Genomic DNA, 14,809 nt, shown 5'->3' on the forward strand with positions numbered 1-14,809 from the left:
TTTCCTTGGGTTCAGTGGTAGTAGCCGGGGCCGCGCAGGTTGGCGTGGTCGTCCGGCAGCAGGGGCAGGTTGGCTTGAGCCAACGGCAGGCTTTCCAAACCCTGGCGCAGGATCGATTCGAGGCTCTTGTAGCTGCACGCACCGAGGCTGAGGGCGCGACGGCAGGCCAGCTCCAGACGCACTTCGCCATGGGTCTTGCCCAGGCGCAGGATGCCCAGGCAGGCCCGGTAGCCGTGAGTCGGGTGGATGCGCCGTTCGAGGATGTGGCCGATCACGCCGGCGGTGTTCGGTCCGGTCTGCTCGGCCCAGCGGATCAGCCGTTGCGGCGTCCACTCGGCGTGCTCGCGATGGCTCTTGGGCATGTGCTCGGCCTGTGTGCTGTGCCGGCCCTTGTGCGCTGAGCGCAGGTGGCTGGCCACCCGCTGATTGGCGTGGAAGCACTCCACCGTGCGCGCTGTCAGGCGTACTTCCAGTTGTTTCTTCACCAGTTGGTACGGCACCGAGTAGTAGTGCCCATCGACCTCGACGTGGTAGTCGATGTGCACCCGCGCCTTCTTCCACTCGGCATGGACGTAGGGCTGCTCCGGCAGTGGGCGCAGCGCTGGACGATCCAGGGCTTCGAAGGCCGAGTGCCGGGAGCCCGGCAGCTTGCGAAACGGTCGTCGGTTGAGCCGCTCCAGCAACCCGGCGATAGCGCTGTTGAGTTCATCCAGGGAGAAGAACTGGCGGTTCCTCAGCGCGGCGAGGATCCAGCGCTCGACCACCTGCACGCCGACTTCGGCCTTGGCCTTGTCGCGCGGTTTGCGTGCCCGCGCCGGCACCACCGCCACGCCATAGTGCTCGGCCAGATCGCGGTAGCTGGGGTTGATGTCCGGCTCGTAGCGATGGCTCTTACTCACCGCGCTTCGCAGGTTGTCCGGCACCACGATCTCCGGCACGCCGCCGAGGAAGGCGAAGCAGCGGGCATGGGAGCCCAGCCAGTCAGGTAACTGCTGCGACCAGGTGGCTTCGGCGAAGGTGTAGCTGGATGCGCCGAGCACCGCGACGAACACCTGCGCCTGGCGGATCTCGCCGCTGTGGCGGTCGATCACCGGCACCGTCTGCCCGGCGTAGTCGACGAACAACTTCTCGCCGACGCGATGCTCCTGACGCATCACCACGTCCAGCCTGCCCTGCCAGGCCCGGTAGTGCTCGCAGAACCAGCTGTACTGAAAGCCTTTCGGCTGGCTGAGGCGATACTCCTGCCAGAGCAGCGCCAAGGTCACGCCGGGGCGACGCAGCTCGGCGTGCACCCAAGACCAATCAGGCAGTGGCCGCTGCTCACTGGGCACCGCCGGCGATGGCGGGAACAGCTGCTGCTCCAACTCCGCATCGGACAACGAACAGGGCCAACTGAGGCCGCTGGCGGCAAAGCGACAGAGGTAATCGCCGACGGTGACACGACCGACCTGCACACTGACTGCAATCTGGCGAGCCGATAGCCCGACCTCGAACTTGAGACGAAGTACTTCGCGAATCTTACGCATGGATAAACGCTCCACGACGACCTCTCTGCTTCGAAAAAGAGGTCGATGGTAGTGAAGAAATCCTGCGTTACTGCCTGCCCGGTTGAGTGGCCGGATGGCCGTGGAATCAGTGGTCGGATACGCGTGGAATGGGTGGCCGGATCACCATGGAATCGGTGGTCAGATGCTCATGGAATGGGTGGCCAGATGACCGTGGAATCCGCAGTGTTGACCTGACTGACGTCATGATTGCTTCGCAAAAGGCTTCCGTGTCGTTCCAGGCCCTGACCCAGGTCCGTAACAAACTGGTCCAGGCGTACCAGGACATCATGCAGATGCCGGTTTGAGGACAGAGTGAGCCATGGCTGAAGCAGTCGTCGACAATCCCCCCGCCAAGAGTGGTCCGCCAGCGCCCAAGCCGCCGCTGTTCGGCATGTCGTTCCTGGAAAACATTTCGCAGATGCCCATGCTGCGTCAGGTCGGCCTGCTGGTCGGACTGGCCGCGAGCGTGGCGATCGGCTTCGCCGTGGTGCTTTGGTCGCAGCAACCGGACTACCGGCCGCTGTACGGCAGCCTGGCGGGCCTGGATGCCAAGCAGGTCATGGACACCCTGGCCTCCGCGGACATCGGCTACCGCGTGGAGCCCAACTCCGGCGCCTTGCTGGTCAAGGCCGACGATCTCTCCCGCGCGCGCCTTAAGCTGGCTGCTGCCGGTGTCGCGCCAAGCGATGGCAACATCGGCTTCGAGATTCTCGATAAAGAGCAGGGCCTGGGTACCAGCCAGTTCATGGAGGCCACCCGCTACCGTCGGGGCCTTGAAGGCGAACTGGCGCGTACCGTATCGAGCCTGAACAACGTCAAGGCCGCCCGTGTCCACCTGGCCATTCCCAAGAGCTCGGTGTTCGTGCGCGACGAGCGCAAGCCCAGCGCATCGGTACTGGTCGAGCTGTATCCGGGACGCGCCCTGGAGGCCGGCCAGGTCATGGCCATCGTCAACCTGGTGGCCACCAGCGTGCCGGAACTGGACAAGTCCCAGGTGACCGTGGTCGACCAGAAGGGCAACCTGCTCTCCGAGCAGTTGCAGGACACCGCCTTGACCATGGCCGGCAAGCAGTTCGACTACAGCCGCCGCATGGAAGGCCTGTTGACCCAGCGTGTGCACAACATCCTGCAGCCGGTGCTGGGCAACGACCGCTACAAGGCCGAGGTATCGGCCGACGTCGACTTCAGCGCGGTCGAGTCCACCTCCGAGCAGTTCAACCCAGATCAGCCAGCGCTTCGCAGCGAGCAGTCGGTCAATGAACAGCGCTCCAGCAGCCAGCCCCCGCAAGGCGTGCCCGGTGCCCTGAGCAACCAGCCGCCGGCCGGTGCCTCGGCGCCTGAAAATGCCACCGCCTCGGCGCCGCCTGCCGGTGCGATCCAGCCAGGCCAGCCACTGGTGGACGCCAATGGCCAACAGATCATGGACCCGGCCACTGGCCAGCCGATGTTGGCGCCTTACCCGGCTGACAAGCGTCAGCAGACCACCAAGAACTTCGAGCTCGATCGCTCCATCAGCCACACCCGTCAGCAGCAGGGCCGCCTGACGCGCCTGTCGGTGGCCGTGGTAGTGGACGACCAGGTCAAGGTCGACGCCGCCACCGGCGAAGCCACCCGCGCCCCATGGGGTGCCGAGGACCTGGCGCGCTTCACTCGCCTGGTGCAGGACGCAGTGGGCTTCGATGCCAGCCGTGGCGACAGCGTGACCGTGGTCAACGTGCCGTTCTCCGCTGACCGTGGCACGGAGCTGGAGGACATTCCGTTCTACTCGCAGCCTTGGTTCTGGGACATCGTCAAGCAGGTGCTGGGTGTCGTGTTCATCCTGGTGCTGGTATTCGGTGTGCTGCGTCCGGTGCTCAACAACATCACAGGTGGCGGCAAGCAGGCCGCCACCGACAGCGACATGGAGCTGGGCGGGATGATCGGTCTGGATGGCGAACTGGCCAACGACCGCGTCACCCTGGGTGGCCCGCAAAGCATTCTGTTGCCGAGCCCGAGCGAGGGCTATGAAGCACAGTTGAACGCAATCAAAGGCCTGGTGGCCGAAGACCCGGGTCGCGTGGCCCAGGTCGTGAAAGAGTGGATCAACGCCGATGAGTGACAACCGAGCCGTTACCGCCAAGCTGAGCCGCGTCGACAAGGCGGCGATCCTGCTGCTCTCCCTGGGCGAGACCGACGCCGCCCAGGTCCTGCGACACATGGGGCCCAAGGAAGTGCAGCGGGTCGGTGTGGCCATGGCGCAGATGGGCAACGTCCATCGCGAACAGGTCGAGCAGGTGATGAGCGAGTTCGTCGAAATCGTCGGCGACCAGACCAGCCTGGGCGTGGGCTCCGACGGCTATATCCGCAAGATGCTCAACCAGGCTTTGGGCGAGGACAAGGCCAACGGCCTGATCGACCGCATCCTGCTGGGTGGCAACACCAGTGGCCTGGACAGCCTCAAGTGGATGGAGCCGCGTGCCGTGGCCGATGTCATCCGCTACGAACACCCGCAGATCCAGGCCATCGTGGTGGCCTACCTGGACCCGGACCAAGCCGGTGAGGTGCTGAGTAACTTCGACCACAAGGTGCGCCTGGACATCATCCTGCGCGTCTCGTCGCTCAATACCGTGCAACCGGCGGCGCTCAAGGAGCTGAACCAGATCCTCGAGAAGCAGTTCTCCGGCAACTCCAATGCCGCGCGCACCACCCTGGGCGGTATCAAGCGCGCCGCGGACATCATGAACTTCCTCGACAGTTCGGTCGAAGGCCAGCTGATGGATGCGATCCGCGATATCGACGGCGACCTGTCCGAGCAGATCGAAGACTTGATGTTCGTCTTCAACAACCTGGCCGACGTCGACGATCGTGGCATCCAGGCGCTGCTGCGCGAGGTGTCCTCCGACGTGCTGGTCGTCTCGCTCAAGGGCGCCGACGAGAAGGTCAAGGACAAGATCTTCCGCAACATGTCCAAGCGCGCCTCGGAACTGCTGCGCGACGACCTGGAGGCCAAGGGGCCGGTGCGGGTCAGCGACGTGGAGACGGCGCAGAAGGAAATCCTCACCATCGCACGGCGTATGGCCGAGGCCGGCGAGATCGTGCTTGGCGGCAAAGGCGCCGAAGAAATGATTTAAGCCGCAAGTGGCACGCTTGGAGCGGCAAGAAAAGCGTATGGCCTTTTCTTGTCGCTGCAAGCGTGCAGCTCGTAGCCATGAGGTTTTGACATGTCCACCAATGAACACCTCAGCGATCTGATCCGCGCCCGCGATCTTGAGGGCGTCGATGTCTGGGCGTTGCCCAGCTTCGACCCGGAGCCAGAGCCGGAGCCTGAACCGGAACCTGAGATCGTCGAGGAAGAGATCGAGGAGGTGCCGCTGGAGGAAGTCCAGCCACTGACCCTCGAAGAGCTCGAAGCGATCCGTCAGGAGGCCTACAACGAAGGGTTCGCCACCGGTGAGCGCGAAGGTTTCCACAGTACCCAGCTGAAAGTGCGTCAGGAGGCCGAGGTGGCTTTGGCGGCCAAGCTGGCCAGCCTCGAACAACTGATGGGGCAACTGCTCGAACCTATCGCCGAACAGGACACCCAGATCGAGCGTGGCCTGGTGCAGTTGGTGGCGCACATGGCTCGTCAGGTGATCGGTCGCGAGCTGCGCAGCGATTCGAGCCAGATAACCCATGTGCTGCGCGAGGCGCTCAAGCTGCTGCCCATGGGCGCCGAGAATATCCGCATCCATCTGAACCCTCAGGATTTCGAGCTGGCCAAGGCCCTGCGCGAACGCCACGAAGAGCGTTGGAAGCTGCTCGAGGACGAGTCGCTGTTGCCTGGCGGTTGCCGGATCGAAACGCTGCACAGCCGCATCGATGCGACCATGGAAACGCGCCTGGAAAAGGCGCTGGCGCAATTGTTCGACCAATTGCACGACCAGTCCCTGCACCCGGCCGCGCCGGATCTTGCCCTTGAGCTGGAAACAAGCATCCCGGAGCATGGCGATGCGTCTTGAGCGCACCAGCTTCGGCAAGCGCCTGAGCGGTTATGCGGCGGCGGTTAAATTACCGGACCAACCGGTGGTGGAGGGGCGCTTGCTGCGCATGGTCGGCCTCACCCTGGAGGCCGAAGGCCTGCGCACCGCAGTCGGCAGTCGCTGCCTGGTGATCAACGACGACAGCTACCACCCGGTGCAGGTCGAGGCCGAGGTCATGGGCTTTTCCGGCGCCAAGGTCTTCCTCATGCCGGTGGGCAGTATCGCGGGTATCGCGCCCGGGGCGCGCGTCGTGCCCTTGGACGACAGCGGTCGGCTGCCCATGGGCATGAGCATGCTCGGGCGAGTGCTCGATGGTGCCGGGCGTGCCCTGGATGGCAAAGGTGGGATGAAAGCCGAAGACTGGGTGCCGATGGACGGCCCGATCATCAACCCGCTCAACCGCGACCCGATCAGCCAGCCGCTGGACGTGGGTATCCGCAGCATCAACGGGCTGCTCACGGTGGGGCGTGGGCAGCGTCTGGGCCTGTTCGCCGGTACCGGTGTGGGTAAATCGGTATTGCTGGGCATGATGACGCGCTTCACCGAGGCCGAGATCATCGTGGTCGGGCTGATCGGCGAGCGGGGCCGCGAGGTGAAGGAGTTCATCGAGCACATCCTCGGTGAGGAAGGGCTCAAGCGCTCGGTGGTGGTGGCCTCGCCTGCCGACGATGCGCCACTGATGCGCCTGCGCGCGGCGATGTACTGCACGCGAATTGCCGAATATTTCCGTGACAAAGGCAAGAACGTTCTGCTGCTGATGGATTCGCTGACCCGTTTCGCCCAGGCCCAGCGGGAAATCGCCCTGGCCATCGGCGAGCCGCCGGCGACCCGCGGCTATCCGCCTTCGGTGTTCGCCAAACTGCCCAAGCTGGTCGAGCGCGCGGGCAATGGCGAGCCAGGCGGTGGCTCGATCACTGCTTTCTACACAGTGCTGTCCGAAGGTGACGACCAGCAGGACCCTATCGCCGATGCGGCGCGCGGCGTGCTCGATGGCCACTTCGTGCTGTCTCGGCGGTTGGCCGAGGAAGGGCATTACCCGGCCATCGATATCGAAGCGTCCATCAGCCGGGTCATGCCCCAAGTTGTCGATCCGGATCACCTGCGCCAAGCCCAGCACTTCAAGCAGTTGTGGTCGCGCCTGTCTCAAAGCCGCGACCTGATCAGCGTCGGTGCCTATGTGCCAGGCGGAGACCCGGAGACCGACCAGGCCATCGCCTTGCAGTCGAGCCTGGTGGGCTTCTTGCGTCAGGGCCTTCAGGAAAACGTCGGCATGGCCCAGAGCCGCGAGCAGCTCGGCGCCATCTTCGCTTCGCCTGCAGGCGGCTGATAGGTCATGGCCTTGCCCAGTCGAGCCGCGCGCCTGGCGCCGGTGGTGGAGATGGCCGAGGAGGCCGAGCGCAAGGCCGCCCAGCGCCTTGGCCACTTCCAGCAGCAGTTGGCCCAGGCCCAGGCCAAGCTGGCCGAGCTTGAGCGTTTTCGCGAAGACTATCAGTTGCAGTGGATCAACCGCGGCGGACAGGGGGTTAACGGCAACTGGCTTGTCAACTACCAACGCTTTCTCGGTCAGTTGGAAACGGCGATGACTCAGCAGCGCCAGAGCCTGGCCTGGCACCAGAACAACCTCAACAATGCCCGGGGCATCTGGCAGCAGGCCCATGCGCGGGTCGAGGGGTTGCGCAAGCTGGTGCAGCGATATCTCGACGAAGCCCGGCGGGCGGAAGACAAGCGTGAGCAAAAGCTGTTGGATGAATTATCCCAGCGTTTGCCGCGTCATCATCACCTGTAACCGTCTTGCTGGCATCTGCGCCAATTTGCGATTGCCGGTAGCGCCTGCTAAACCTACTAGGATCGCATTCGCCATCATCATCGAAGGAATCGCTGGCATGGCTGTCGAATCCGATTTTTCACAGGACGAGAAAAAACTCACGATCACCGTCAAAGGGCGGTTTGACTTCGGCAGGCATCAAGAATTTCGCAATGCCTACGAACGACAACCCGTCCGCCCTGACTCAGTGGTCGTGGACCTCAAGGACGCCACTTACCTGGACAGCTCGGCATTGGGCATGCTGCTGTTGCTGCGCGACCATGAGGGCGGTGAAGACGCCTGCATCAGCGTGATCAACACCAGCCCTGACGTGCGCAAGATCCTCGCCATCTCCAATTTCGAAAAACTGTTCGATATCAGTTGAGCGTCGCCATGCCGGCCGAACGGGCGCTGAGCGTGCTGATCGCCGAAGACGGTGCGGCAGACCGGTTGTTGCTGGCGCAGATCGTCCGGCGCCAGGGTCATGAAGTGTTCACCGCGGAAAACGGCGAGCAGGCCGTGGCGCTGTTCGCCGAACGGCGGCCGCAGCTGGTGCTGCTCGATGCGCTGATGCCGGTGATGGACGGTTTCGAGGCGGCGCGTCGGATCAAGGCGCTGGCCGGCGAAGCGCTGGTGCCGATCATCTTTCTCACCTCGCTCAACGAGCAGGACGCCTTGGTGCGCTGCCTGGAAGCCGGCGGCGACGACTTCATGGCCAAGCCCTACAGCGCGGTGATCCTCGGCGCCAAGATCCGCGCCATGGATCGGCTGCGTCGGTTGCATGCCACGGTGCTCGAGCAGCGAGACCAGATCGCCCGGCATCATCATCACCTGCTCAACGAGCAACGGGTCGCCAAGGCGGTGTTCGACAAGGTGGCCCATGCCGGATGCCTACGCGCGCCCAACATTCGCTACCTGCAATCTCCCTACGCGCTGTTCAATGGCGACCTGTTGCTGGCGGCCTATACCCCCAACGGCAACCTGCATGTGCTGCTGGGCGACTTTACCGGCCATGGCTTGCCCGCCGCGATTGGCGCCATGCCTTTGGCCGAGGTGTTCTACGGCATGGCCGCCAAGGGTCATGGTGTCGCAGAAACGCTGCGGGAGATGAACGCCAAGCTCAAGCACATCCTGCCAGTGGACATGTTCTGCTGCGCCCTGATGCTCGACCTGAGCTATCAACGTGGCACGGTGGAGGTCTGGAACGGCGGCATGCCGGATGGTTACCGTTTGTCCGCTACAGGAGAGGTGCTGGCCACGCTGCAATCGAGGCACCTGCCACTGGGCATCCTCTCGCCAGAGCGCTTCGATGACAGCACCGAGGTGTTGCCGCTGGCGGTGGGCGAGCGGCTTTTGCTGCTTTCCGATGGCGTGGTCGATACCTGCGATGACCAGGAGCGGTTATTCGGCGTGCAGCGCCTGGAGCAGGTGCTGCGCGCCAATCGCGATCCGGCGCAGTTGCTGCCGGAGTTGATGCAAGCACTGGAGCATTTTGGCGGGCGCCCCCGGGACGATATCAGCCTGTGTGACGTGTCCATGGTCGAGCCCCAGTGGCAGGCGCCAGCGGCCGTGCCCGACAGCGAGGCCAGCCGTTCTGGTCCGTTGCATTGGTCGTTGCACTTCGAATTGCGTGGCGAAAGCTTGAAACGTTTCAATCCCGTGCCATACCTCGTTCAACTGCTGCAGGAGATCCATGGCCTGCGGCCAAACGGTGGCCTGTTGCACACGGTCCTGAGCGAGTTGTACGCCAATGCCCTGGAACATGGGGTGCTTGGCCTGGATTCGCGTCTCAAGCACGACGCCCAAGGATTTGCCGACTACTACCGCGAGCGTAGCCTTCGCTTGGCGCGGCAGGATGACGGCTTCGTGCGAATCGATCTGGAAGTTGAACCCTGGGCCAGGGGCGGGCGTCTGAAGATCGACGTACGCGACAGCGGCCTGGGATTCGACGTTGCCCAGGTGCTGTCCAGCCAGCGGCAGGCCCAGGGGTTGAGCGGGCGCGGACTGAACCTGGTGCGCAGCCTCAGCCAGAGCGCCGAGTGGCTTGAGGGTGGACGTTGTGCGCGGGTGGTATTCTGTTGGTGAGCAGCTGGCGCCGGACCCTGCGCAAGCAGGCCCCATGGACTTGATCAAAGGAGTGAGCAAGTGGCTGACATGCATATCGACCCGAAGATCCTCAGCGACCTGCAAGAGGTCATGGAGGAGGGGTATCTGCAATTGCTCGAGACTTTTCTGGAAGACTCCGAGCGCCGCCTAGACCAATTGCACGGGGCCCGCAGCGCCGAGGAGCTGGGCTTGGCGGCCCACAGCTTCAAGGGCAGCAGCGGCAACATGGGCGCGGTGGGCCTGGCCGAGCTGTGTCGGCAGTTGGAGGAGCGTGTGCGAAAGCATTCTCTGTATGGCATCGAGGACCTGATCAACCGGATCGACCAGGAGTATCTCGAGGTTCAGCGCTTCTACCGCGCCGAGCGCGCGCGTATTTCCGCAGGTTGAAGCAACCTGGCGCGACTTTTGCCTGTCTTTGCCTGGACGATTCACGATTATTCGGCGCGGAGACCTTTCAATGCCTGTCGCATCCAATCCTTTGCTGCAAGCCAGTGTGGTGAGCAAGCCATCGCGCGCGGCTGCTCAGACGGCGGACAAGCCGCAGGCGGCGGGCTCCCAGACGGGGGGCTTCGATCAGGTCATGGCCCGCCAGGGGCGTGATGACAAGGCGACCCAAGCCAAGGCCAAGGACAAATCCGACAGTGCGATCGACGGCAAGACCGAGCCTGCCGATACGCAGCCGGTTGCCGATGGCGGCAAAAGCTTGCCAATGGTCGATCAAACCAGCGACAGCAGCGAATCGAGCTTGCTCGATGCCAGCCTCGTGGCCGGGCAGGTCACCGATGCCCAGCCTGGCGCGCAATTGATTCAGGCGCAGGCAGAGGCAGTGGCGCCTGTGCTGCAGGCCGCGGTGCAGCCTCAGGCCGCGCCTGTCGAGACGCCGTCGGAGCAGGCGCCGGCCGTGGAGGATTTCGACCCTGCGGCCGATCCGTTGGCCAACCTGCCGACCTTGCGCCTGGCCCTGGAACAAAGTGCACAGGCCAAAGGGACGATCTCCGCCCATGCGGCGCCCACCAGTCAAAGTGACAGCGGCCAGCCCGACGATGGGCAGGTAGCCGTCAATACCTTGGCGAGCCTGATCGACAAACCACAAGCCGAAGGCGACACCTCGCAGCCAGGTGACAAAGCCTTCAGCGAGCTGCTCGATAACGGCTTGAAGGATACCAAGAGCGCCAGCAGCGACACGCGGGTCGACGACTTCGCCAATCGCCTGGCCAGCCTGACCCAGGCCGCAACGCCCAAGACCGCCAATGCCGTACCGCCCAGCCCACTGCATCAGCCGCTGCCGATGAACCAGAACGCCTGGGCCGAAGGATTGGTGAATCGCGTCATGTACCTGTCCAGCCAGAACCTCAAGTCCGCAGACATTCAACTCGAACCCGCCGAGTTGGGCCGCCTGGACATCCGCGTCAATGTCGCGGCGGATCAGTCTACCCAGGTCACCTTCATCAGTGGTCACGCCGGGGTGCGTGACGCTCTGGACAGTCAGGTGCATCGCCTGCGCGAACTGTTCGCCCAGCAGGGTCTGGCCCAGCCTGATGTCAACGTTGCCGATCAATCCCGCGGCCAGCAGCAACAGCAGGCTCAGCAGGAGGGTTCGAACCTGTCCGGGGTCGCGGCGCGGCGCGCCACGGCCGGTGGCGAGGACGATGGTGAACTGGCCGATGGTGCACAGCCGGTCGAACATCAGGTGGTGATCGGCGACAGCGCCGTCGATTACTACGCCTGAGGGCTGCGGCGCAGCCCATCTCAGGCCGTCACCAGCTCCTACGCTTGTCGGTTGCTCCCGCTCGGCTCAAATCTGGCATAACACTTGCTCAAGCCACGTCATCCTTCTTTGAAACCCCGATGGACGACGGATTATTGGCATGGCGAAGAGCGAAGCAGTCAAAGACCCCGCCACTAAAGGCAAACTCAAGCTGATCCTCCTGCTGGTGCTCGCATTGCTGCTGGCCGTAGGCCTGTCGGTGGGCGCCACGTGGTTCGTCATGCACAAGAGCGAGTCGGCACCCGCTGTCGATCCTGCCCAGGCCAACGTCAAGGCGGCGGCGATCTATGAGCCGCTGGCGCCGGCTTTCGTGGTCAATTTCAACCAGAACGGTCGCCAGCGCTACATGCAGGTGAGCATCACCATGCAGGGGCGCAACCAGGCCGACCTGGACGCACTCAAGGTGCACATGCCTGTGATCCGCAACAACCTGGTCATGATGTTCTCGGGACAAGGTTTCGACACCCTGGCCAGCAGCCCGGTAGGCCAGGAGATGCTGCGCCAGAAGGCCACCGCGGTGGTCCAGGAAGTGGCGCAGAAGGAAGTCGGCAAGCCGGTCGTGGACCAGCTGCTGTTCACCAATTTCGTATTGCAGTAGGAGCCCGAAATGGCCGTGCAGGACCTGCTGTCCCAGGATGAGATCGACGCCCTGTTGCATGGCGTCGATGATGGTCTGGTACAAACCGAAAGCGCCGCCGAGCCCGGTGGCGTCAAAAGCTATGACCTGACCAGCCAGGATCGGATCGTCCGCGGACGCATGCCGACCCTGGAGATGATCAACGAACGCTTCGCCCGCTATACCCGCATCAGCATGTTCAACCTGCTGCGTCGCTCCGCCGACGTGGCGGTCGGCGGCGTGCAGGTGATGAAGTTCGGCGAGTACGTGCATTCGCTGTATGTCCCGACCAGTCTGAACCTGGTCAAGATCAAGCCGCTGCGCGGCACTTCGTTGTTCATCCTCGACGCCAAGCTGGTGTTCAAGCTGGTGGACAACTTCTTCGGTGGCGATGGCCGTCACGCCAAGATCGAAGGTCGTGAATTCACGCCCACCGAGCTGCGCGTGGTGCGCATGGTGCTCGACCAAGCTTTCGTCGACCTCAAGGAAGCCTGGCAGGCAATCATGCCGGTCAACTTCGAGTACATAAACTCAGAGGTCAACCCGGCCATGGCCAACATCGTCGGCCCGAGCGAGGCGGTGGTGGTCTCGACGTTCCATATCGAACTGGACGGCGGTGGCGGCGACCTGCACGTGACCATGCCGTACTCGATGATCGAACCGGTGCGCGAGATGCTCGATGCGGGCTTCCAGTCCGACCTGGACGACCAGGACGAGCGTTGGGTCAAGGCCCTGCGCGAAGACGTGCTCGATGTCAGCGTGCCGCTCTCGGCCACCGTGGCCCGCCGTCAGCTCAAGCTGCGCGACATCCTGCACATGCAGCCGGGCGATGTGATCCCCGTCGAGTTGCCCGAGCACCTGGTGCTGCGCGCCAACGGCGTGCCGTCGTTCAAGGCGCGCCTGGGCTCGCACAAGGGCACCTTGTCGCTGCAGATCATCGACCCGATCGAACGTCGCTGACGGCGTGCCGGTCGCTCCTTCCGAATTGAATGCCTGTCGAGGACATCATGGCTAACGAAAACGAAATCACCTCCCCGGAGGAACAGGCTCTGGCCGATGAGTGGGCTGCCGCCCTGCAGGAAACCGGCGACGCCGGCCAGGCCGACATCGATGCACTGCTGGCTGCCGACAGCGGCAAGTCCGGCGCCGGCCGCCTGCCGATGGAAGAGTTCGCAAGCTCCCCCAAGCCCAATGAAAACGTCAGCCTCGAGGGGCCGAACCTGGATGTGATCCTGGATATCCCGGTGAACATTTCCATGGAAGTGGGCAGCACCGAAATCAGCATCCGCAACCTGCTGCAGCTCAACCAGGGCTCGGTGATCGAGCTTGATCGCCTGGCGGGCGAGCCGTTGGACGTGCTGGTCAACGGCACCTTGATCGCCCACGGCGAGGTGGTGGTGGTCAACGAGAAGTTCGGCATCCGCCTGACCGACGTGATCAGCCCCAGCGAACGCATCAAGAAGCTGCGCTGAGTGAAGGGGTCGATGCGGGCCGTGATGGCCTTCGGCGCATTGCTCGTCAGCGAGACGGTGATCGCGGCCACCCAGGCAGCGGCACCCGCTGCGGCCGCACCCGGCAGCCTCAGCGGGCAGTTGGCACAGATGGTCTTCGGCCTGTTGCTGGTGGTCGGCCTGATCTTCGCCCTTGCCTGGTTGCTGCGCCGCATGCAGGGCGCGACACCGCGCGGTGGACAGGTGATCGATATCATCGGCAGCCGGACGATCGGCCCGCGTGACCGCCTGCTGCTGGTGCAGGTGGGCAAGGAGCAGATCCTCATCGGTCACTCGCCCGGCAACATCGAGGCATTGCACGTGTTGGCCGAGCCTGTGGAGGTGCCCGCCAGTGCCCGCCCGGCCACGCCGGAGTTCGCCCAGCGGCTGCTCGAGCTGATGGGCAAGGATCAGAAGGACAAGAAGTGATGACCGGCGCATTGCGCTCATTGTTGACCCTGGCGCTGCTGCTGGCTGCGCCGATGGCCTTGGCTGCCGACCCGCTGTCGATTCCGGCCATCACCCTGTCCAATGGGGCGGACGGCCAGCAGGAGTATTCGGTCAGCCTGCAAATCCTGCTGATCATGACGGCGCTGAGTTTCATTCCGGCGTTCGTCATCCTGATGACCAGCTTCACCCGCATCATCATTGTCTTTTCCATCCTGCGTCAGGCCCTGGGCCTGCAGCAGACGCCTTCGAACCAGGTGCTGACCGGCATGGCGTTGTTCCTGACGCTGTTCATCATGGCCCCGGTGTTCGACCGGGTGAACCAGGACGCCATCCAGCCCTACCTGAACGAGCAGATGACCGCCCAGCAGGCCATCGACAAGGCCCAGGGGCCGCTGAAGGACTTCATGCTGGCCCAGACCCGGCAAAGCGACCTGGACCTGTTCGTGCGCCTGTCCAAACGCACCGACATCGCCAGCCCTGAACAGGCGCCATTGACCATCCTGGTACCGGCGTTCGTCACCTCGGAGCTCAAGACCGCGTTCCAGATCGGCTTCATGATCTTCATTCCGTTCTTGATCATCGACATGGTGGTGGCCAGCGTGCTGATGGCCATGGGCATGATGATGCTCTCGCCGCTGATCATCTCGCTGCCGTTCAAGATCATGCTGTTCGTCCTGGTCGATGGCTGGGCGTTGATCATGGGTACCCTGGCCGGCAGTTTCGGTGGCGTCTGACGCCATCAAGGAGAGCCCTGCATGACACCAGAAGTTGCCGTAGACATTTTTCGTGATGCGCTGTGGATGACCACCATGATGGTGGCCATCCTGGTGGTGCCGAGCCTGTTGGTCGGCCTGGTGGTGGCGATGTTCCAGGCTGCCACCCAGATCAACGAGCAGACCCTGAGCTTTCTGCCGCGCCTGCTGGTGATGCTGGTCACCCTGATCGTCATCGGGCCCTGGCTGTTGCAGCGCTTCATGGAGTATTTCAACCGTCTGTACACCAGCATTCCGCAGCTGATCGGTTGATGCAG

16 protein-coding genes and 1 pseudogene are annotated in these 14,809 nt (G+C 63.6%); 16 read left to right on the forward strand and 1 reads right to left on the reverse strand.

Going from position 1 to position 14,809, the window contains the following annotated elements:
* Positions 1-11 precede the first annotated feature (11 nt).
* Positions 12-1,526: an IS21 family transposase gene (gene istA, locus J5X93_RS07395; protein WP_218816148.1), complete on the reverse strand. Its 1,515-nt coding sequence runs from the start codon at positions 1,524-1,526 to the stop codon at positions 12-14.
* 194 nt (positions 1,527-1,720) lie between these two features.
* Here istA and fliE point away from each other — a divergent pair.
* The 16 genes and pseudogenes from fliE to fliQ form a co-directional block, all read left to right on the forward strand.
* Positions 1,721-1,852, forward strand: a pseudogene (fliE, locus tag J5X93_RS07400) (flagellar hook-basal body complex protein FliE); the annotation flags it as partial.
* 14 nt (positions 1,853-1,866) lie between these two features.
* Positions 1,867-3,645 carry a flagellar basal-body MS-ring/collar protein FliF gene (gene fliF, locus J5X93_RS07405; RefSeq protein WP_070571548.1) on the forward strand — a complete coding sequence of 593 codons (1,779 nt, stop codon included), beginning with the start codon at positions 1,867-1,869 and terminating at the stop codon, positions 3,643-3,645.
* A complete protein-coding gene (gene fliG / locus J5X93_RS07410) occupies positions 3,638-4,657 on the forward strand; it encodes a flagellar motor switch protein FliG (RefSeq protein WP_043212764.1) in 1,020 nt (339 codons plus the stop codon). The genes fliF and fliG overlap by 8 nt, the downstream gene beginning before the upstream one ends.
* 90 nt (positions 4,658-4,747) lie before the next feature.
* Entirely contained in the window at positions 4,748-5,524 is a 777-nt protein-coding gene (fliH, locus tag J5X93_RS07415; protein ID WP_043212766.1) for a flagellar assembly protein FliH, read from the forward strand.
* The gene (gene fliI, locus J5X93_RS07420; protein WP_182943355.1) at positions 5,514-6,872 is read left to right on the forward strand and encodes a flagellar protein export ATPase FliI; all 1,359 of its coding nucleotides are present in this window, start codon (positions 5,514-5,516) and stop codon (positions 6,870-6,872) included. The genes fliH and fliI overlap by 11 nt, the downstream gene beginning before the upstream one ends.
* A gap of 6 nt (positions 6,873-6,878) precedes the next feature.
* Positions 6,879-7,331, forward strand: coding sequence for a flagellar export protein FliJ (fliJ, locus tag J5X93_RS07425; protein WP_182941472.1), 453 nt, complete (start codon positions 6,879-6,881; stop codon positions 7,329-7,331).
* 97 nt (positions 7,332-7,428) lie between these two features.
* Complete coding sequence (locus J5X93_RS07430; RefSeq protein WP_043212774.1) at positions 7,429-7,734, forward strand: STAS domain-containing protein; 306 nt, start codon at positions 7,429-7,431, stop codon at positions 7,732-7,734.
* Between the two features lie 8 nt (positions 7,735-7,742).
* Positions 7,743-9,434, forward strand: a complete 1,692-nt coding sequence (locus J5X93_RS07435) for an ATP-binding SpoIIE family protein phosphatase (RefSeq protein ID WP_182941470.1) — start codon at positions 7,743-7,745, stop codon at positions 9,432-9,434.
* Between the two features lie 60 nt (positions 9,435-9,494).
* Positions 9,495-9,842 (forward strand): Hpt domain-containing protein, encoded by a 348-nt coding sequence (locus tag J5X93_RS07440; protein ID WP_043212781.1) that lies wholly within the window; start codon positions 9,495-9,497, stop codon positions 9,840-9,842.
* 70 nt (positions 9,843-9,912) lie between these two features.
* Positions 9,913-11,184 (forward strand): flagellar hook-length control protein FliK, encoded by a 1,272-nt coding sequence (locus J5X93_RS07445; RefSeq protein WP_182941468.1) that lies wholly within the window; start codon positions 9,913-9,915, stop codon positions 11,182-11,184.
* Between the two features lie 139 nt (positions 11,185-11,323).
* Positions 11,324-11,821, forward strand: a complete 498-nt coding sequence (gene fliL, locus J5X93_RS07450) for a flagellar basal body-associated protein FliL (protein WP_043212786.1) — start codon at positions 11,324-11,326, stop codon at positions 11,819-11,821.
* Between the two features lie 9 nt (positions 11,822-11,830).
* On the forward strand, positions 11,831-12,799 hold the full coding sequence (gene fliM / locus J5X93_RS07455; RefSeq protein WP_043212789.1) for a flagellar motor switch protein FliM: 969 nt from the start codon (positions 11,831-11,833) through the stop codon (positions 12,797-12,799).
* A 47-nt stretch (positions 12,800-12,846) separates the two neighbouring features.
* Entirely contained in the window at positions 12,847-13,311 is a 465-nt protein-coding gene (gene fliN / locus J5X93_RS07460) for a flagellar motor switch protein FliN (RefSeq protein ID WP_043212852.1), read from the forward strand.
* A 12-nt stretch (positions 13,312-13,323) separates the two neighbouring features.
* Positions 13,324-13,758, forward strand: coding sequence for a flagellar biosynthetic protein FliO (fliO, locus tag J5X93_RS07465; protein ID WP_182818217.1), 435 nt, complete (start codon positions 13,324-13,326; stop codon positions 13,756-13,758).
* Positions 13,758-14,513: a flagellar type III secretion system pore protein FliP gene (fliP, locus tag J5X93_RS07470; RefSeq protein WP_043212790.1), complete on the forward strand. Its 756-nt coding sequence runs from the start codon at positions 13,758-13,760 to the stop codon at positions 14,511-14,513. Before fliO ends, fliP begins: the two co-directional genes overlap by 1 nt.
* A 21-nt stretch (positions 14,514-14,534) precedes the next feature.
* Positions 14,535-14,804, forward strand: coding sequence for a flagellar biosynthesis protein FliQ (gene fliQ, locus J5X93_RS07475; protein WP_043212792.1), 270 nt, complete (start codon positions 14,535-14,537; stop codon positions 14,802-14,804).
* Positions 14,805-14,809: the final 5 nt, after the last annotated feature.

This window comes from Pseudomonas sp. BYT-1, from assembly GCF_023611805.1.
Taxonomy (GTDB): Bacteria; Pseudomonadota; Gammaproteobacteria; order Pseudomonadales; family Pseudomonadaceae; genus Aquipseudomonas; species Aquipseudomonas guariconensis.